This window comes from Parerythrobacter aestuarii, assembly GCF_030140925.1.
Classification (GTDB): Bacteria; Pseudomonadota; Alphaproteobacteria; order Sphingomonadales; family Sphingomonadaceae; genus Parerythrobacter; species Parerythrobacter aestuarii.
This window is the reverse complement of the sequence record NZ_JARBWD010000001.1, coordinates 2265989-2284866: the sequence shown is the minus strand read 5'-3', so window position 1 is coordinate 2284866 and position 18878 is coordinate 2265989. Positions and strand designations below refer to the sequence as shown.

The 18878-nt window shown below is 61.2% G+C and carries 21 protein-coding genes; 14 read left to right on the top strand and 7 right to left on the bottom strand.

What is annotated here, in order from left to right:
• Positions 1 to 22 precede the first annotated feature (22 nt).
• The 14 genes from QPW08_RS11115 (at position 23) to QPW08_RS11050 (ending at position 12501) form a co-directional block, all read left to right on the top strand.
• A complete protein-coding gene (locus QPW08_RS11115) occupies positions 23 to 667 on the top strand; it encodes an adenylate kinase (protein WP_284125878.1) in 645 nt (214 codons plus the stop codon).
• A gap of 54 nt (positions 668 to 721) precedes the next feature.
• Positions 722 to 1435, top strand: coding sequence for an SRPBCC family protein (locus QPW08_RS11110; protein WP_284125877.1), 714 nt, complete (start codon positions 722 to 724; stop codon positions 1433 to 1435).
• A 315-nt stretch (positions 1436 to 1750) separates the two neighbouring features.
• A complete protein-coding gene (gene rpsM, locus QPW08_RS11105; protein ID WP_284125876.1) occupies positions 1751 to 2119 on the top strand; it encodes a 30S ribosomal protein S13 in 369 nt (122 codons plus the stop codon).
• Positions 2120 to 2168: 49 nt separating this feature from the next.
• Positions 2169 to 2558 carry a 30S ribosomal protein S11 gene (gene rpsK, locus QPW08_RS11100; RefSeq protein WP_284125875.1) on the top strand — a complete coding sequence of 130 codons (390 nt, stop codon included), beginning with the start codon at positions 2169 to 2171 and terminating at the stop codon, positions 2556 to 2558.
• 109 nt (positions 2559 to 2667) lie between these two features.
• Positions 2668 to 3723 (top strand): DNA-directed RNA polymerase subunit alpha, encoded by a 1056-nt coding sequence (locus tag QPW08_RS11095; protein ID WP_284125874.1) that lies wholly within the window; start codon positions 2668 to 2670, stop codon positions 3721 to 3723.
• A gap of 132 nt (positions 3724 to 3855) precedes the next feature.
• Positions 3856 to 4848, top strand: a complete 993-nt coding sequence (locus tag QPW08_RS11090; RefSeq protein WP_284125873.1) for a hypothetical protein — start codon at positions 3856 to 3858, stop codon at positions 4846 to 4848.
• Positions 4849 to 5127: 279 nt separating this feature from the next.
• Positions 5128 to 6504: a hypothetical protein gene (locus QPW08_RS11085; protein WP_284125872.1), complete on the top strand. Its 1377-nt coding sequence runs from the start codon at positions 5128 to 5130 to the stop codon at positions 6502 to 6504.
• A 121-nt stretch (positions 6505 to 6625) separates the two neighbouring features.
• Positions 6626 to 7048 (top strand): 50S ribosomal protein L17, encoded by a 423-nt coding sequence (gene rplQ, locus QPW08_RS11080; protein WP_284125871.1) that lies wholly within the window; start codon positions 6626 to 6628, stop codon positions 7046 to 7048.
• Positions 7049 to 7152: 104 nt separating this feature from the next.
• Positions 7153 to 7719, top strand: coding sequence for a GbsR/MarR family transcriptional regulator (locus QPW08_RS11075; RefSeq protein ID WP_284125870.1), 567 nt, complete (start codon positions 7153 to 7155; stop codon positions 7717 to 7719).
• 31 nt (positions 7720 to 7750) lie between these two features.
• Positions 7751 to 8410: a DUF4166 domain-containing protein gene (locus QPW08_RS11070; RefSeq protein ID WP_284125869.1), complete on the top strand. Its 660-nt coding sequence runs from the start codon at positions 7751 to 7753 to the stop codon at positions 8408 to 8410.
• On the top strand, positions 8403 to 9563 hold the full coding sequence (locus tag QPW08_RS11065) for a saccharopine dehydrogenase family protein (protein WP_284125868.1): 1161 nt from the start codon (positions 8403 to 8405) through the stop codon (positions 9561 to 9563). Before QPW08_RS11070 ends, QPW08_RS11065 begins: the two co-directional genes overlap by 8 nt.
• A complete protein-coding gene (locus tag QPW08_RS11060; RefSeq protein ID WP_284125867.1) occupies positions 9560 to 10930 on the top strand; it encodes a serine hydrolase domain-containing protein in 1371 nt (456 codons plus the stop codon). The genes QPW08_RS11065 and QPW08_RS11060 overlap by 4 nt, the downstream gene beginning before the upstream one ends.
• 143 nt (positions 10931 to 11073) lie before the next feature.
• On the top strand, positions 11074 to 11655 hold the full coding sequence (locus tag QPW08_RS11055) for a hypothetical protein (RefSeq protein ID WP_284125866.1): 582 nt from the start codon (positions 11074 to 11076) through the stop codon (positions 11653 to 11655).
• Between the two features lie 117 nt (positions 11656 to 11772).
• On the top strand, positions 11773 to 12501 hold the full coding sequence (locus tag QPW08_RS11050) for a hypothetical protein (RefSeq protein ID WP_284125865.1): 729 nt from the start codon (positions 11773 to 11775) through the stop codon (positions 12499 to 12501).
• On the opposite strand, the gene QPW08_RS11045 is transcribed toward QPW08_RS11050, so the two are convergent.
• From QPW08_RS11045 to odhB, 7 genes are all read right to left on the bottom strand, one after another.
• Complete coding sequence (locus tag QPW08_RS11045; RefSeq protein ID WP_284125864.1) at positions 12498 to 13172, bottom strand: trimeric intracellular cation channel family protein; 675 nt, start codon at positions 13170 to 13172, stop codon at positions 12498 to 12500. The two genes, QPW08_RS11050 and QPW08_RS11045, sit on opposite strands and share 4 nt — an antisense overlap.
• 1 nt (position 13173) lies before the next feature.
• Positions 13174 to 13872 carry a PepSY domain-containing protein gene (locus tag QPW08_RS11040; RefSeq protein ID WP_284125863.1) on the bottom strand — a complete coding sequence of 233 codons (699 nt, stop codon included), beginning with the start codon at positions 13870 to 13872 and terminating at the stop codon, positions 13174 to 13176.
• A gap of 11 nt (positions 13873 to 13883) precedes the next feature.
• The gene (locus QPW08_RS11035; RefSeq protein WP_284125862.1) at positions 13884 to 15218 is read right to left on the bottom strand and encodes an amidase family protein; all 1335 of its coding nucleotides are present in this window, start codon (positions 15216 to 15218) and stop codon (positions 13884 to 13886) included.
• Positions 15219 to 15273: 55 nt separating this feature from the next.
• The gene (locus QPW08_RS11030) at positions 15274 to 15693 is read right to left on the bottom strand and encodes a VOC family protein (RefSeq protein ID WP_284125861.1); all 420 of its coding nucleotides are present in this window, start codon (positions 15691 to 15693) and stop codon (positions 15274 to 15276) included.
• Positions 15694 to 15811: 118 nt separating this feature from the next.
• Positions 15812 to 17224: a dihydrolipoyl dehydrogenase gene (gene lpdA, locus QPW08_RS11025; RefSeq protein WP_284125860.1), complete on the bottom strand. Its 1413-nt coding sequence runs from the start codon at positions 17222 to 17224 to the stop codon at positions 15812 to 15814.
• A 21-nt stretch (positions 17225 to 17245) separates the two neighbouring features.
• The gene (locus tag QPW08_RS11020; RefSeq protein ID WP_284125859.1) at positions 17246 to 17653 is read right to left on the bottom strand and encodes a DUF1877 family protein; all 408 of its coding nucleotides are present in this window, start codon (positions 17651 to 17653) and stop codon (positions 17246 to 17248) included.
• 1 nt (position 17654) lies between these two features.
• The gene (odhB, locus tag QPW08_RS11015) at positions 17655 to 18878 is read right to left on the bottom strand and encodes a 2-oxoglutarate dehydrogenase complex dihydrolipoyllysine-residue succinyltransferase (RefSeq protein ID WP_284125858.1); all 1224 of its coding nucleotides are present in this window, start codon (positions 18876 to 18878) and stop codon (positions 17655 to 17657) included.

Below are 18878 nucleotides of genomic sequence, written 5' to 3'. Positions count from 1 at the left end.
CCATTGAGGGGGTAATCGCTAAGTGAACATCATCCTTCTGGGGCCTCCGGGCGCGGGCAAGGGTACGCAGGCCCAGCGTCTCGTCGAAAACCACGGCATGAAGCAACTGTCGACCGGCGACATGCTGCGCGCGGCAGTGAAGAACGAAACCCCGACCGGGCTCAAGGTCAAGGCGATCATGGAAGCGGGCGAGCTGGTCAGCGACGAGATCGTGTCTGCCCTGATCTCCGACGAGCTGGCCGCCATGGGCGATGATGTCGGCGCGATCTTCGATGGCTATCCGCGCACCGAAGCGCAGGCCCATTCGCTCGACGCCATCCTGAAGCAACACGGCCGCAGCCTCGACAAGGTCATCGAACTCGAAGTCAACGAAGAGGCGCTGGTCGACCGGATCACCGGCCGCTTCACATGCGCCAGGTGCGGGGCCGGTTACCACGACCGCCACAAGCTGCCTGAGAAGGAAGGTGTGTGCGACGTGTGCGGTTCGACCGAGTTCAAGCGCCGTCCTGACGATACCGAGGAAACGGTGCGTACGCGGATGCAGGAATATCGCGGCAAGACCGCGCCGATCCTGCCGATCTACGAAGCGCGCGGTCTCGTCGAGCGGGTCGACGGTATGGCCTCGATGGACGAAGTCACCGCTTCGATCGAAGCCCTGCTGAGCTAAACCCTTTCCCTTCACCCCGGTCCGTGGAATAGGGCAGGGACCAAGGAGGGATGCATGACAATCCGTTTGATCGCTGTGGCCGTAGCGGCTGCCAGCCTGTTCGCTGCCCCGGCGCAGGCCGAGATCATCCAGCAGGTCGACGGCGGCTTCGTGACCCGCGATTCCGCCGTGGTCGAATCCGACCCGCAGACGGTCTGGCTGGAACTCATCACGCCCGGGAACTGGTGGAACGATGCGCACACTTGGTCGGGTGACGCTGCCAATATGATGATCACCCCGCAGGGCGGTGGCTGTTTCTGTGAACGCATCCCGGCGCAGGAAGACGACGGCGCGATCGGGCTTGCCGGAAGTGCCCAGCACATGGTGGTACTGCAGGCTTACCCGCGCAAGGTATTGCGGATGCAGGGTGCCTTGGGGCCGCTGCAGAGTGAACCTGTGTCAGGTGTGCTGACGGTAACGCTCAAGCCGGTCGACGGTGGGACAAGGATCCTGTGGGAATATGTCGTGGGCGGCTTCATGCGCTATCCGGTCGACAGCATTTCCAAGGCCGTTGACGGGGTCATGACGCAGCAGCTTGACGGGCTGGCCGACAAGCTCGGGCGGATCGATGATCCGGAAGCCCCTGAAGAGGCAGTTGTGGAAGACAATACTGCCGCTGAGACCGGTGAAGGGGAAGACGAAGGCACGGATGCGGAAGCGGAGGTCGAGAGCGCCATCGGCGCTGATTTCCTCGACGGCGTGGAAGTCGAGGATCCGGGCCGGGCATGAATACCGCAGGATTTCGAGGCGAGAGGGTTTTGACAGCCGCGAACTAACGCGATAGACTTCTCGATACTGATCGCGCGGTGCCTATTTCGGCACTCGCGTCGTTTTGCGCGTGCTGGCGGTTGACGAGAGGTCAGAATCACCCTAAGCGCGCCATTCATTCGACAGTTTCGGACGAGTCCGGCAGGCGGCAGCCTTACTTGCGCGCCATCCGGGCTTTTTGCCGTGAGGCCCAATGTGCGGAACCATCGATTGTTTTGAGCGATGAGATAGGGGCCGGCGTCAACGCCCAAGCCCTTGTGGAGCATGGAGAAGTAAGTGGCTCGTATTGCCGGGGTCAATATCCCCACCAACAAGCGCGTGATCATCGCGCTCACCTATATCCACGGGATCGGTCGTACGACCGCTGTGGAAATCGCCGACAAGCTGGGCATCGATCACGCCCGTCGTGTGCACGACCTTTCCGACGAGGAAGTCCTGCGCCTGCGTGAAGCGATCGACGCCGACTACATGGTGGAAGGCGACCTTCGTCGCGAAACTGCCATGAACATCAAGCGCCTGATGGACCTCAAGTCCTATCGCGGTCTGCGTCATCGTAACGGCCTGCCCGTTCGTGGCCAGCGCACGCACACCAATGCGCGCACCCGCAAGGGCAAGGCGAAGCCGATCGCCGGCAAGAAGAAGTAAGCGGCTCGTCCCGCTTTTGCTTCCCAGACTGATTTAGGGGAATACCACCATGGCACGCGAACCAGGCCGTATCCGGCGCCGCGAGCGCAAGAACATCACCAGCGGTGTTGCGCACGTCAACGCCAGCTTCAACAACACCATGATCACTATCACCGACGCGCAGGGCAATGCGATCAGCTGGTCTTCGGCCGGCATGATGGGCTTCAAGGGTAGCCGCAAGTCGACTCCCTACGCTGCCCAGGTCGCCGCTGACGATGCAGGCCGCAAGGCTGCAGAGCACGGCGTACGCACCCTCGAAGTCGAAGTGAAGGGCCCGGGTTCGGGCCGTGAAAGCGCGCTGCGTGCCCTGCAGGCAGTAGGCTTCACGATCACTTCGATCCGCGACGTGACGCCGATCCCGCACAACGGGGTCCGGCCTTCCAAGCGTCGCCGCGTCTGATCCGTACCTGCCCGGCGGCCTTCCCGGTCGCCGACACTTTCTCACGGACCGGACGCGCTCTTACCAGCGCTGCCGGTCCTGCCCGCATCCGAACCCCAAGGGGAAATCCATGTCCGTGAACACCAAGAACTGGCAGGAACTCAAGAAACCCAATCAGCTCGAACTGAAGGAAAGCAGCGACAAGGCCCGCAAGGCGACTTTCGTGGCCGAACCGCTCGAGCGTGGCTTCGGCCTTACTCTCGGCAACGCGCTGCGCCGCGTGCTGCTGAGCTCGCTGCAGGGCGCCGCGATCACTTCGATCAAGATCGAGAACGTGCTGCACGAATTCTCGTCGCTCGCCGGCGTGCGTGAAGATGTCACCGACATCGTCCTCAACGTGAAGCAGATCGCGCTGAAGATGGAAGGCGAAGGTCCCAAGCGGCTGCAGCTTTCCGCCACCGGCCCGGCCGAAGTGAAGGCCGGCGATATCGCCGTTTCGGGCGACATCGAAGTGATGAACAAGGATCTGGTGATCTGTCATCTCGACGAAGGTGCGACGCTCAACATGGAACTGACGGCTGACGTCGGCAAGGGCTATGTCCCGGCCGTGCAGAACCGCCCGGTCGATGCGCCGATCGGCCTGATTCCGGTCGACAGCCTGTATTCGCCGATCCGCCAGGTCAGCTACAAGGTCGAGAATGCACGTGTTGGCCAGGAACTGGACTACGACAAGCTCTCGCTGACCATCGAGACCGACGGCACCGTCACCCCTGAAGACGCCGTGGCCTATGCTGCGCGCATCCTGCAGGACCAGCTGACGCTGTTCGTCCACTTCGAAGACGGTATCCCGCAGCCGCAGAGCGCCATGATCGGTGTCGCTGCAGAACCGGCCCAAGACGATGCCAACCAACTCAACCGTTACCTCCTCAAGAAGGTCGACGAGCTGGAGCTGTCGGTACGTTCGGCCAACTGCCTCAAGAACGACAACATCATCTACATCGGCGACCTGGTCCAGAAGACCGAAGCCGAGATGCTGCGCACGCCGAACTTCGGCCGCAAGTCGCTCAACGAGATCAAGGAAGTCCTCTCCAGCATGGGCCTGCGCCTCGGCATGGACATCCCGGGCTGGCCGCCAGAGAACATCGAAGAAATGGCCAAAAAGCTCGAACAGGAACTGTTGGGCTGACATGCTTAGAATGTTTGCAGTGAATGAGGCTTCCGGTGATGGCGTCGCCGGAAGCCTTGACGCTTGGCAACATCCCGTTAACGTAGGTTATCGACCAATGATTGGTGGTAATCGCATAGTAATGATTTCGCCATGACGGACTGGGGCAAAGCCATCAAGCAAGCGACAAAGCGTGTTGGTCGCGTTTTGTCTTCGGATATTGCCCTCACCGTATCCCAAGCGGAAGTAGTTCTAGAAACCCTTCAGACTAGCTACCACAAAGACTTGACCGCAGTTCTTGCCGCGACGCTGGCGGAAATTGAGAACGTGGAATTGCTGGACGTCATCGAATACGCTCGGTCTAGTGATGTGCATGCACCGCATGAAAATCGCGGCCAAGTTTATCATTCTGACTACGCTTTGATCGATTTTCACGGCATCAAGATCTATCTGAGTTTTACATATACAATTTGTGTGAAGTTGCCGAATCTGGATGGCTCAGACTTTGAGGATATCCGTTCGAAGTTTTGGTTCTCAGCGATCCTCGAAAACGAGTTCGATCCGGTCGGTGACGAGCCATTATTGATTGATTGCCTGAGCTTGATCGAAGCTGCCGCAGATGTGGTTTGTCGCGCGACATTGCCAATCTACGCAGGAGCGTTTGAGAGTGCGGTTGGATACAAGGTAGAGATCAGGCCTAATGGAAACATTACGCTAGATGATTTGATGCTGCAAATTGACGATCCTTCCTTCAGAGAATGCCTGGAAGAGATTCGAGATGGCGAATTGCGAATCCGCGACGATGGTGCATCAAAGTCATTTAGGGTTCTCGACAAATTTTTCTCCAGCGAAAATGCGGCGTCCTACTTGCACTGTGGGAGATCAATGTCGGGTAACTGCGACAGTATTGACACGGTTGTGGAGACCGATTTCGATTGGGCGCACGGATTTTATATTGAGACGAGAATGGGGGAGACTGACGCAGTCTCGGGCCCATTTGAGTTAAAGGGCCTGGGAGTTACAAGCAGTTTTGAAAAGCCTGGTGCAGACCGCCTTGCAGATGAGAGGGTTGTAATCAACCTCTCCCACTCACCCGCTAACACTATCTCAGCCAAAAGAGTTGCCGATCTAGGCGAACTATTTTAATCATCCACCGACCGAATTTCGTTAACTAATTCAGGGCGGGAGGATGACATAGGACGGTCGGAAGAGAAGGTCCTTGCGCAGCAGGCGAGGGAAACACTTGCAACGCTGATTGAAGCGACTCGCGACATTTGTCTACCAAGATATCATTACTATTGCGCTGATTCGGCGGCCCGTCTCTTTGGGGAGCGAGCAAGTAGGGCTGATGGGCGCGGTCCACCGCGCGATAAAATCCGGTTTGCAATCAATACGAGGCCTGTTTCAATCTCGCTTCGAAAGGTGATGCCTGAAGTCGCGCTGCCTGAAACCGAAGAGAACACGCGCGTGGATGCACCGTTGATTGCAGAGACGGTCGTGGGTTCTGGCGGTATGATTTTTCTCAGGCCAAACATCCAGAACGATAAGGCGATGGCGAAATTTGAAGCCTGGATAGATGGTTATAAGGATGATCTGAGCAGGATGATCAGGGCGAAACCTGATTTTATCTGTGTGCCTGAGTTCGGCCTCCCGATCGGGCTAGTATCATCGGATCATGGTGAAGCTGGTCGAAATTGGCGCTTGGCTTCGTCAAAGAGTGACGATCCAAACTGGGGACGGATTAAAGACAGCGTTCTTCCCAACGAAGGCGTATTTGTGTGCCTCGGCTCACAGCACAAGATCTACCGTTCGTTTGATAATGATTCTAGCGACCCCAACATTCGCGGAAACATTGCGCCGGTATTTCCAAATGCGTCCTCTCCGAAGATGCCAATTAGTGAGGTCATTCTATCTAAGTTTGAAAATTTAAGAGAAGGAGCGGGGTGGCCTGACTCCATTCAGGAGGATGTTCCGTTACCAGATAGTTCCTCAAGAGCTCGAGGTGAGCAGGATATTGGGCTCAAGATTCGGGACAATAGAGGAGTGGAGCATAAAGTTTCGTCCGTTGGGCAGGCTAGATATTTGAAAGAAGCCGGTGAGATTTCCGAACAAGTTTACCAACATGCCTTAAGTTATTTCACTTATGTCTCCCAGATCGATAGAAGGGGTCAGCACCCAGTCTATTGCATGAAGAAGAGTCCCGCTCGGAAGATAGGAGAATATCTCGATTCAGTAGGGCAATGGGAGTTTGATGTTTTTGTGACACCGCAGGGGGTTGCGGCGGTGCTGATCTGTTTTGACGCATTCGATCCTACGATTTTCCTCTCGGTCGTCAGACTCGTGCTTGACACGAAGGGCCGACGCAGTCGATTTGCACATCAAGCCCCAGACGTCATTTTTGTGCCTTCATACAATCGGAGCAAGAAGCTGATCGACATGTGTCAGTTGCTTTCGCGTGAAACACACACGATCGTAGTTTACCTTTGTTCTGCAGAGTCCCGCCATCCAAGTCATAGGATCTTTGCCTATGGCTACGATTGTGAAGTGTTTGCGGATCAGCTGAGGCGAGAGGACTTGGAGGCTGCGCGACAAGAGAAGCCCGAGGGAGCCAACGATAACGCTGATGGGCAGGAATTTTTCACTTCTGAAGCGTTAGACGACGACGAAAATTCACGCGTGATTTCCCTTAGTCGACGGCTAATCATCACCGCGCAACGCGCGTCACGTGCGTTCTTGAGTCGCGGCCAAAGAGCCAAATTTCTTGAGCCGAGAACCAGGCTTGGTGCATCCCCCTTGATGTAGTGAAACGTGCTTGACATTTTTCCTTGGCGCACTAGGAGCGCGCCCTTGGCGTAGCAGTACATCGCTTTGCCAGCACTGGGCTACCTTGCACGGGCCCTTTTCGAACTGAAGGAAGTATCAAATGCGTCACGGAATTTCACAGCGCAAGCTCGGTCGCAAGTCGGGTCACCGCACTGCCATGTTTCGCAACATGTCGGCGGCCCTGATCAAGCACGAGCAGATCGTCACCACCCTGCCGAAGGCGAAGGAACTGCGCCCTTACGTCGAGAAGCTGATCACGCTGGCCAAGCGTGGCGGCCTTTCGAACCGCCGCCTGGCCATGAGCCGTCTCGGTGACGAAACCCAGCTGAAGAAGCTGTTCGACGTGCTGGCCGAGCGTTACTCGGACCGCGACGGCGGCTACACCCGCATCATCAAGGCTGGCTATCGCGGCAGCGACGCTGCGCAAATGGCGGTCATTGAATTCGTCGACCGCGATGAAGACGCCAAGGGCCAGGACAGCGGCCCGGTGATGGCCGACGAGGAAAGTTTCGAAGAAGCGTAAGCCGCTCTCGAACACCAGATTTCAAAAGGGCCGGCGGAGACGATCCGCCGGCCCTTTCTCTTTGCGTGCTTGACTTGCTATCCGTTTCGTCGGATATTTCTGTTATGACAGAAATTAAAGTCGAGTCGGAACTTCCTCCTTCGGTAGCACGCTTCGTGCTTCATTGGGGTGACCTTGGCGGGCAGTGGGGCGTCAACCGCTCGGTGGCCCAGATCCATGCGCTGCTGTTCATTTCGGACACGCCGCTGACGGCTGAGGAAATCGCCGAGAAGCTGGGCATGGCGCGTTCCAACGTTTCCAACTCGATCAAGGAATTGCTGGGCTGGCGTCTGATCCACCGCGTGCCTGTGTTCGGCGACCGCCGCGATCATTTCAGTGCCGAGGCCGATATTTGGGAAATGGCGATCAAGATCGCTCAGGGCCGCAAGGCGCGCGAGATCGATCCAGCGGAGGAAGCGCTGCGTCTGTGTAACGAAGAGGCCGCGCATGACACCGAGGTCAGCCCGCAGGCGCGCGAGAAGCTCGCCGCGATGCTCGATTTCGTCACCACCATGTCGGGCTGGCATGACGAGATGCTCAAGGTCCCCAAGCCGGCGTTGACCCGGCTGATCAAGATGGGAGCAGGCGTCACCAAGCTCATCAACTGGCGCCCCGGCAAGGGAGCCGACTGAGCAACGCGGACTACTTCTCAGGGGACTGATCATGGAACCTGCACGTGCCAGCAACCGACCACAACCCGCAGCGCGCAAGGCTGGAGACCTTTACGATGCGCGGTTCCGGCGGTTGCTAGGGCGCGATGCCTGGAATGGCTTGCCCGAGGCTGTCCAGCGGCGGTTTTCGAAGCGGATCGAAGGGGCGCGGGTGGCAATCTATCCCGGTGAAATCACCGAAGCGCGTTGCTCGCGCATCGGACGGTTGTTTGTCCAGCTGGCACGGCTGATCGGGGGCCCGCTGCCACTCAATTTCGACAGCGGCGTGCCGGCTGTGGTTACAGTGTCGGAAGACCATGCCAACGGCGGGCAATGCTGGACGCGGGTCTATGGCCGTCAGATCGGCTTTCCGCAGGTGATCCACAGCGCCAAACAGTTCAACGGCAGCACAGGGCTGGAGGAGCATATCGGCTGCGGCATCGGCATGGCGCTGCGCGTCGAAGCGGTCGCAGGCGGACTGGAATTCCGCAGCGATCACTACTTCCTGCAAGTTCGGGATCACCGCATTCGGATGCCGCGCTGGCTGGCACCCGGCGAGACCGTGGTGCGGCATATCGAATGCGGGGATGGGCGCTTCACCTTCTCGCTCCAACTGACCCATCGCTGGCTTGGCGAGCTGGTCTATCAGCAAGGGCAGTTCCGCGATGGCTGAGGTGCTCAATGTGCTGATCCTGGGCGCCAGCGGCGTGTTCGGCTCGCGACTGGCCGAGCGGGCGAGCCTTGAGAAGGGCGTGGCGCTGACGCTCGCTGCCCGCAATCTTACCAAGCTCAAGGAAGTGGCAGGAGGCCTGCCCGGTTCGCCCCGCTGCATCGCGCTCGATCGCGACCGGCTGACCGCGCATGATCTGGCGAGATACAATCTTGTCATCGATGCTGCCGGTCCGTTCCAGAGATCGCATATGCGGGTAGTCGAGTCCGCCATTGCCGCGCGGGTGCCCTATATCGACCTTGCCGACGGGCGCGAGTTCGTGCGCGCCTTCGCCCGCTTCGACGAGATCGCCAAGGGGGCCGAGGTGCCGCTCGTGACCGGGGCCAGCTCGATCCCCGCGCTCTCGCATGCGGTGATCGACGAATTGACCCAAGGGTGGCAGCGGATCGATCATCTGCGGGTGGGCATCTATCCCGGCAACCGGGCACCGCGCGGCCTCTCGGTGGTGGAGGCGATCCTCTCCTATGTCGGCAGGCCGGTGAAGGTCTTCCGCGATCGGCAATGGCAGCAGTTACCTGGCTGGGGCCTGACCCATCGCGAGGACATTCCCGGCATTGGCAAGCGCTGGGCTAGCGTCTGCGACACGCCCGAGCAGGACCTGCTGGTGGAGCGCTATCAACCGCGTGAGGGAGCGGAGTTCTTTGCCGGGCTCGAGCTTGGCTTCCTGCATCTGGGCCTTGCGGCGATGGCGCTACCGGTCCGCTGGGGATGGGCGAAGAGCATGCGCCCGCTGGCAAGGCCGATGCTGGCGGTGGCGCGATGGTTCCTGCCCTTCGGCAGCGACCGCGGGGCGATGACGGTGCGGGCGACCGGTCGTGATGCCAATGGCGATTGGGTCGAGCGCCGCTGGGTGCTGCAGGCCGATGCCAATCGCGGGCCCTATGTCCCGGTGCTCGCTGCACTGGCGCTGATCCGGCGCTATCGGGATGGCGTGCTCCCTGCATCCGGCGCGCATGTCTGTTCAGGTATCCTCGCGCTGGAGGATTTCGCGCAGGATTTCGCCGCGCTCGGCATGGTGCACGAGCTGTGCGATGGCGAGGGCTGTGCGATTGCTTTTGACTCGCCCGAAGCCAGCGGCCAATCCTGCGCGGCATGAAGCAGCCGACCCTTGCCGCCGCCGTCGCGGCCCTCGCATTCGCTAGCCCCGCCGCCGCCCAGAGCCAGCAGGAGCAGCTCGACGCCCGCTACGACCGCGCGCTTGCTGCCGGGTACAAGGCGCTGTTCCTGTGCAGCGCGATCGCCAATGCGGAAGCGAATGGCGTCACGCGATCTGTCGAGAGTGTCGAGAGATGGGAACTGACAGGCATTCAGGCTCCGCTCGACACCATCGTGCCCACACTGGAGTACCGCGTAATGCGGGCCCAAAATGGCGAAGGCGTGCTCTCATACGTAGAAGTCGATTGGGCCGACAACATGCAGCCCCGGCTTGCCTGGCACAAGGAAGAGGGGGGGTGTTCGCTGGGGCCAATCGGCATGGCCGTGCCACCCGAGCGTGAGAAACTTCCGCGCAGCTATCCCGATGCCATCGTCAATGATCATGATCGCATCATCACCGGCAAGCGCGCGGAAGTCTTCGATGCTGCTTTTGACGGGAGCTATGGCAAAGGGTCGCGTACGACCGCTGTGATCGTGAGCGGGCAGTCAGGTGATGGCATGTGGCGCTATGCCGGAGATTTTGGGCCAGCAACGCCTCAGCGAACCTGGTCGGTTGCCAAAAGTATCGCAGCCACACTGGTTGGCGTTGCCGTCCAGCGCGGTGACGCGGATGTGACGATGGCGGCAGACCTTGAAGTAGGTCCGACCGATCCGCGTACCGATATCACCATCGATCACATGTTGCGCATGGCATCGGGCAGGTATTCGGACACGCCAGGTAATCGCACCGATGCGCTGTATTTCGGTGGTTCGACCGTGGCGGAGACTGCAGCGCATTGGCCCATCGTCCATGCTCCCGCCACAGTCTATCGCTATGCCAACAACGACACATTGATGGCGGTCAGATCGATCGACCACGTGTTTGCAAGCTATGCGCCGGCGGATTTCTTCAGGCAGGTCCGCATGGGCAATACCGTGGCCGAGATGGACTGGCGCGGCGACTATGTCCTATCAAGTCAGGTCTGGTCGACCGCGCCCGATCTGATGCGCTTCGGCCAGCTCTACCTCAACGACGGCAAGCTGCCTGATGGCACCCGCATCCTTCCCGAAGGCTGGGTGAAGTACGTCTCCACCCCGTCCGGCCCGCAGCCGAATGGGCCGCTGGGCTATGGCGCGGGGTTCTGGCTGTTCAACAAGAGCGAAGGCGTGCCGCCAGATACCTTCGCGGCGATGGGAAATCGCGGGCAATATGTGGTCATCGTTCCCAGTCGCAACGTCGTGATCGTGCGGCGCGGAGAGGATCCGGTTGGCAGCCGTTTCGACATAGTCAGCTTTACACGCGATGTGCTGGCGGCACTAGAGGACTGAAATCAGGCCAAAACTTCATGTTCAGAAAAAGACCTACTTTCCTGAACATCACCTGTAACACCAATTCAGCGTGATCTCACTGGCGAATCGCTAGTCCTTCATCTGTCCGGGGCAATCCCGCCCCGGCAGAGCGAGGACCAGACATGAAAAAGACCGTATCCAAAGCCCTGATCGGAACCGTCGCCGCAGGTGCGCTGGCGGTGTCCGCGACTCCTGCAATGGCCGAACACCGTGACCGCGATGGCGGGATCAGTGCCGGCGATGTCATTGCCGGTGCCGTGATCCTCGGTGGGATCGCTGCCATTGCCTCGGCAGCGAGCAGGGATCGCGACGGACGCTATTACAATGACCGTCGAGCCTATCGCAGCAATGCCTGGCGCCAACGCGGCAACAACCCGCGCCGTGCCGTCGAGCGCTGCGTCAATGCTGCGGAACGCGAAGCTCGCCGTTATGGCTATCGTTTCGCCAATGTCACTGACATCCGCGATGTCGACGACACCCGCTACGGCTGGCGCGTGAAGGGCCGCATCGTGGTCGATGGCCAGCGTGGCTACGGCTACCAAGGCTACAACTACCGCGGTCGCTATGACGATCGCTACCGCTACAATGATCGTTACCGCTATCGCCAGTCCGAGCGTGGCTACGACAAGGGCAAGTTCACTTGCTACATCGAGCGTGGACGCGGTGCTTCTGTCGACTTCAGCGGTATCCGTGGACTCCACTGATCGATGAGAACCATCTTCTCCCGGGTTGGGCGGTTCAGGCTGGTGACAGCCGGGGCCGCCTAGCTCGATTCCACCACAGCGGCTGCCATGCCGCTTCCAAGCACAGGGGGTGCTGACATGACCCATCTCAAGACCGTTGCGCTGGCCTCGGCCACGCTTTCGATGCTCGCAACGCCGGTTGCAGCAGCTGACCTGCCGGTATCCAGCCAGCGCAGCGACTATGCGCAAACCGGATATGACACGGCCCAGGACACGGCAGAGCGCCATCGCCGCTGGCGTCATCGCAACCGCGTCGATGCCGGTGATGTCATCGCGGGGATCGCCATCCTTGGCGGCATCGCCGCCATTGCCAGTGCCGCCAGCAACAACAAGCGCCGCGATCGCTATGATGATCGCCGCTACCAGGATCGCCGTTATCAGGATCGTCAATATCGCGATGACAACCCGCGCCGTTACCAGTCGAGCAATCTCGACCGGGCGGTCAGCACCTGCACCAGCGCCATCGAGCGCGATGTCCGGGTCGACAGTGTCGACAGCGTGAGCCGCTCAGGCGAAGGCTGGCAGGTCAGCGGTCGGCTTTATGACGGCAATGGCTTTACCTGCAGCGTCAGCGGCGATGGGCGCATCGACCGGATCGACTATGCTGGCAGCTTCTCAGGCGCTTCGAATGACTACAGCGGCGCCGAGAAAGCCGACGACAAACAGTGGGCAGACGATGATTATTCTCGTGCCCGCCAGGCCCAGGCCGGTCAGGACGCTCCACTGGTTGCGCCCGAAGGACCGCGGCCGAGCTATCCGGGCGGTCCGCTGCCGGGTGAAGAAATCGACGGCGATCTCGGCGGCTAGTCCGCAGGCGGGACAGCCTCACGTGCTTCGGCATCGGTGGCTGCCATCCGCTCGTTATAGGCCGGCAGCGACAGGTTGAACCGGATTGCGGCACTGCGCAGGGCCAGCCCCGCCAGTGTCGCCCCGGTCCAACTGATCTCGCGCGGCAGCTTGAGCCATTCGCCCAGCACGCACAGGCTGGCAGACAGCGCAGCCGCCGTCACATAGAGCTCCGGCCGCATCAGGATCGAAGGGCGGCCCGCGACAACGTCACGGATAACCCCGCCGACTGTCCCCGTCACCACGCCCATCATCATCGCCGGGACCGGCGGGATACCATAGCTGACCGCCTTGGCGCTCCCAAGCACGGCATAGGCGGTCAGCCCAATGCCGTCGGCATAGTCGAGCAGCTTGCCGTCCCACCAGCGAGTAGGCGTGAGCCACACCAGCAGTGCCACCGCCAGGCAGGCTGCTGCCACCCACGGATCGCTGATCCAGAACACCGGTGCGCCGATCAGCAAGTCGCGCACGGTGCCCCCGCCGACGCCGGTGATAAGCGCGAAGAAGGCAAGCGTGACGAAGGTCTGGCGTTCCTTGGCCGCGATCAGCGCGCCCGAAAGCGCAAACACCGCCACCCCGACGAGGTCGAGCCCGTCGAGCAGTGGAGTCAGGATGACCTGCGCTTCCACCATCTCAGGCGCGAACGCGGGCCTTGCGGCGGCGGAACATCAGGATGCATCCGAGCAGCGACCCGATCACGCCGAGGATGGCGAACAGGATCAGGATTGGGTGCGAGGTGTCTTCGCGCATCTGCAAATCCATGATGTGCAGGCCCCACATGAAATCGAATACCCGCCACCAGCGTGTGCGCACGGATTCAATCTTGCCGGTATGCTGCCCGACATAGACATGCGTGCCGTCCGCCAACGCGACCTGCCAGACATCGACCGGGCGGCGGAAATCGAACGGGACTGCGTCGGCAGAGAAAGCGGTGACGCTTTGTACCCTGTCGCCGCCCTTGATCTGCTCAGCCACCAGCAGGCGCGCTTCCACATCGGTTAGTGGCGAGAGCTTCCGGCCGTCTGCGTCGTAGCGCTCCAGCGTGCCATCCGCATAGGCGAGCGTGGTGATGGCGCGGCCGCCCTGCATGGCAGTGGTCACCGACCGGACTTTGCTGGCTGGATCGGTCGGCAGGGCAATGGCGATATTGGTCTCGGGGGGAAGCGCTTGCTCTTCCACTTCGACCCGCAAATGGTTGCCGCGGACTTCCTCGATCGGCTTGATCACCATGACAAGCCCGGTCAGCGTCCACATCAGCACTGGCACGCCGACCAGCCATCCAAGCCAGATGTGCCATTTGGCGAAGCGCTGCATCCACAATTTGCGGGCCATGGGTCCTCCTGTCAGCCGTGCAGGAGCGCCCCTATGGCCTTGGCCGCCGCGATGCAATCGAAGTCGGCCCAGCGAGGGCCGATCACCTGCATCCCGCACGGCAGGTTGCCGGTCCCGCCGACTGGCAAGACCGTCGAGGGCAGGTTGGGAAATGTAGCGATTCCGGCCCAGGCGAGTCCGTTGGCGGCAGGGACCATCTGCCCGTTGATCAGCGTATCGCCTTGGAAGGATTGCCCCTCGACTGCTTCGATGGCGAGCACCGGTGCCGGCGGTGCCAAGACAAAATCGTAGCTTTCGAAAAGGTTTGCCCAGCTCAGCTCACACCGCGCCTGAAGATCGAGCAGGTCGAACCAGTCTGCTGCGCTCGCAACACTGCCATCCGGGGCCGGGGCCCCGCGCGCCATGGCGATATTGAGCATTCGCATATAGGCACCATGGTCGCCGGCAAGGTCGGGCAGGTCTGGGCTGTGATCATCGACAGTGATCCCGGCCTTGCGCATGGAATCCACCGCCGCTTCGATCGGACCGCGCACCCCGGCATCGACTTCGCTGACCGGGTGTTCGGCCAGCAATAGGAAGCGGCAATCCTTGAGCGGCTTCTCGTGCCGCCGCAGCGGCAGGATGGCGGTGAGTTCAAGCAGCAGCGCGAGATCGTCTGCATTGCGGGTGATCGGCCCGGCGATGCTCAGCACGCCATCGTGGGCGTCAGTACCCTTGAAAGCGGGGTGGTCATGGCCTTGCTTCGACACGAGCCCCCAGCTGGTCTTGTGCCCCCATACGCCGCAGAAATGCGCAGGGACGCGGACCGAGCCGCCGATGTCGGTACCATACTCCAGCGGCGACATCCCGCTCGCCACCGCCGCTGCCGATCCGCCCGAGGATCCGCCTGGACTGCGACTGGTGTCATGCGGGTTGCCGGTGCGGCCATAGACCGGGTTGGTGCTCTGCCAGTCAGCCAGGGCCGGGGGGACATTGGTCTTGCCGAGGAAGATCGCGCCTGCCGCCTTGAGCTGGCGCACGACAGTGGAATCGGCATCCTGCAGCTGGCCTTCGTATTCCTTGAAGCCCCAGCAGCTGGGCAGCCCGCCGATGGCGAAGCTCTCCTTGATCGTCATCGGTACGCCGAACAGCGGCTGGTGCGGCATGATGTCCAACCCGTCCATCGCCTTGGCGGCGCTGCGCGCACGGTCGAAGTCGCGCACCACAACGGCGTTAATGGCAGGATCGAGCTTTTCGATCCGCGCGATCATGGCATCGACCGCTTCCAGCGGCGAGATATGCCCCTCGCGAATTTGGGTGGCGGTTGCGATCCCGCCCGGTTCGTCGGTCAGATGCGGATAAGCCATGTGTGTCTCTCCCTCGGCATGCATCCTGCCACGCGCGGGGAGAGCCGCAAAGCCGCTATTTTGCGAACAGGTTGGCGGGGTTCGCCATGGCCTTGATCTCCAGCGCATTGCCACTGGGATCGCGGAAGAACATCGTCGCCTGCTCGCCGGGCTCGCCGGCAAAGCGGATCGTCGGCTCGATCACGAACTCGACCCCGGCGGTGGTCAGCCGATCCGCCATTGCCCGCCAGTCTGCCATGCCCAGCACCAGCCCGAAATGCGGCACCGGCACGCCGTGCCCATCGACATGGTTGCTCGCCGCATCGCTGCTGGGCGAGGGCGCCAGGTGCGCCACGATCTGGTGCCCATGGAAATCGAAATCGATCCATTCGTCGGAGGAGCGTCCTTCAGGGCAACCGAGCAGCTCGCCGTAGAAGGCGCGCGCCGCTGTGAGGCAATGGACCGGGAAGGCGAGGTGGAAGGGCGGCATGGTCATCCTACTTTCCCGTCATTGCGAGGAGCCGCAGGCGACGCGGCACTCCAGAGCCTTACAGCAAACTGCTCTGGATTGCTTCGCTACGCTCGCAATGACGCGAAAAAAAGCGATTCGAAGATCAAATATGGATCGGTTTGCCGGTCACGCCCATGGCCGCTTCCTTCATCGCTTCGGCGTGGGTCGGGTGGGCGTGGCAGGTGTAGGCGATGTCTTCGCTCGTCGCGCCGAATTCCATTGCGATGCCCGCTTCGGCGATCATCGTTCCGGCCACGCTGGCGATGGCCCATACGCCCAGCACGCGGTCGGTTTCTGCATCGGCGATGACCTTCACGAAGCCATCGGGCTCGTGGTTGGTCTTGGCGCGGCTGTTGGCGGCCATCGGGAATTTGCCGATCTTGACCTTGGCCTTGTCGCCGCCGGCCTTCTCGATCGCCTGTTCGGTGGTCAGGCCGACCCCGGCGATTTCGGGCAGGGTATAGACGACGCTGGGGATGACATCGTGGTTCACGATGCCGGTCTGCCCGGCAATGTTTTCCGCCACGGCGATGCCTTCATCCTCGGCCTTGTGCGCCAGCATCGGGCCGGGGATCACGTCGCCGATGGCCCAGACGCCATCGACCTTGGTGCGGAAGTCATGGTCCGTCTCGATCTGGCCACGCTGGTTGGTTTCGAGGCCGATGGCATCGAGCCCCAGGCCATCGGTGTTGGGACGCCGTCCGATGGACACGAGAACGCAATCGGCTTCCATCGTTTCCGCGTCGCCACCTGCGGCAGGTTCAAGCGTGAGCGTGGCCTTCTTGCCTTTGACCGTCACGCCGGTGACCTTGGTCGAAAGCTTGAATTCGATGCCCTGCTTCTTGAAGATCTTGCGCGCTTCCTTGCGCACATCGCCGTCCATGCCGGGCAGGATCTCATCGAGGAATTCGATGCAGGTGACTTCCGCGCCAAGCCGCCGCCAGACGCTGCCAAGCTCGAGCCCGATCACGCCGCCGCCGATGACGACCATTTTCTTGGGTACGGATTTGAGCTCGAGCGCGCCGGTGGAATCGACCACCACGCCCTTGTCATTGTCCACATCGACGCCGGGCAGGGGGGTGACCGAAGAGCCGGTCGCGATCACGATATTCTTGGCGGTGACCGTCTCGTCACCGACCTTGACGGTGTGCGCATCCTCGAAAGTGGCATAGCCCTTTTTCCAGTCGACCTTGTTCTTCTTGAACAGGAATTCGATGCCCTTGGTGAGGCCGTCAACCGCGTCGATCCGCTGGCCATGCATCTTGTCGAGGTTGAGCTTGGGCTTCACGTCGATGCCCATATCGGCCATCGTGCCATTGGCGGCGGCATCGAAATATTCCGACGCATGGAGCATCGCTTTCGACGGGATACAGCCGACGTTGAGGCAAGTCCCGCCCAGCGTTTCGCGGCCCTCGGCGCAAGCGGTCTTCAGCCCCAGCTGCGCCGCGCGGATTGCGGCGACATAGCCACCTGGGCCAGCGCCGATAACAAGGACGTCGTAGTCGTATTCAGCCATAAGTCTCTCTTTTGCCTTCCGTCAGGCTAGTACTCGAATCACATTGTCGCCGGACTGGCGGATGCCAATCATGAATTGGCGCATCTGGCTAATGTCGTTGACCAGCTGCGAGCGGTAGCTCTCTAAAAGTGGTCCCAGCTGATCCAGCTGATCACCGCCATACACTTCCGCCGCCGCCATGGCTTTCGGATCGAACGCGTCCATGAAATCGGCGTCGCTCGTCGCTTCGAGCCAGGTTGCTATCGCCGCTGCGTCAGCTGCCCCAATGCGATGCGCTTCCGGGGCAAGCTCCTCCCACTCGCGATTGAGGAAATCGGAATGATCACCGCCGCATTGTGAGAACAGGTAGTCGAGCACGCCCCATCGCCGCTCGAGCTCAAGCCTGATTTCCGCGTCAGCTTCGCTGTAAAGGGTGCAGTAGACGCTCACATCACAAATCGATCAGCATCCGGGTCGGATCTTCGATCGCTTCCTTGATGATCTTGAGTGCGGTCACGGCTTCGCGGCCGTCGATCAGGCGGTGGTCGTAGCTGAGCGCGATATACATCATCGGGCGGATCACGACCTGGCCGTTCACCGCCACCGGGCGGTCTTCGATGCGGTGGAGGCCCAACACGGCGCTCTGCGGCGGGTTGATGATCGGGGTCGACATCAGGCTGCCGAACACGCCGCCGTTGGAGATGGTGAAGGTACCGCCCTTCATGTCGTCCATCGTCAGCGTGCCTTCCTTGGCTCGCTTGCCGAAATCGGCGATGTCTTTCTCGATCTGCGCGAAGCCCTTGTCCTGGCAATCGCGAATGACCGGGACGACAAGACCGTTGGGCGCGCTGACCGCGACCGAGATATCGACATAGTCGTGATAAACGATCTCATCGCCTTCGATATAGGCGTTGACGGCTGGCACGTCCTTCAGCGCAAGGCATGCGGCCTTGGCGAAGAAGCCCATGAAGCCGAGTCGGATGTCGTGCTTCTTGGCGAACAGGTCCTTGTACTTGGTGCGCGCTTCGATCACCGCCGACATATCGACATCGTTGAAGGTCGTGAGCAGCGCGGCATTGTCTTGCGCGCCCTTCAAACGCTTGGCGATGGTCTGGCGCATGCGGGTCATCTTGACCCGTTCCTCGCGGCGCGCGCCGCCAGTGGCAGCCGGGGCCGGTGCAGGCGCGCTTTCCGATGGGGCCGGAGCTGCAGTCTTGGCCTTGGCCGCGGCAACCACGTCTTCCTTGGTCAGGCGGCCGTCCTTGCCAGTGCCCTTGATGGTGGTCGGGTCGACGCCGTGCTCCAATACCGCGCGGCGCACGGCCGGTGACATGGTGACCGAGCCGTCGTCCTCCGACGCGGGGGCAGGTGCCGGGGCAGGTGCGGGGCTGGGCGAGGGAGCAGGTGCGCTGCTCTCGCTCTTGGCTGCGGGCGTGCCGCCTTCCTCGACCGTGGCGATGACCGCACCGACTTCGACCGTATCGCCGACTTCGGCCTTCAGCTCGGCAATAACGCCGGCAACAGGCGAGGGCACCTCGACCGCGACCTTGTCGGTCTCGAGACTGGCGATGGGTTCGTCCAAGGCCACGGCATCGCCGGGCTGCTTCAGCCATTCGCCGATGGTGCCTTCGGTGACCGATTCACCGAGCTGGGGGACTGTGATGTCAGTAGCCAT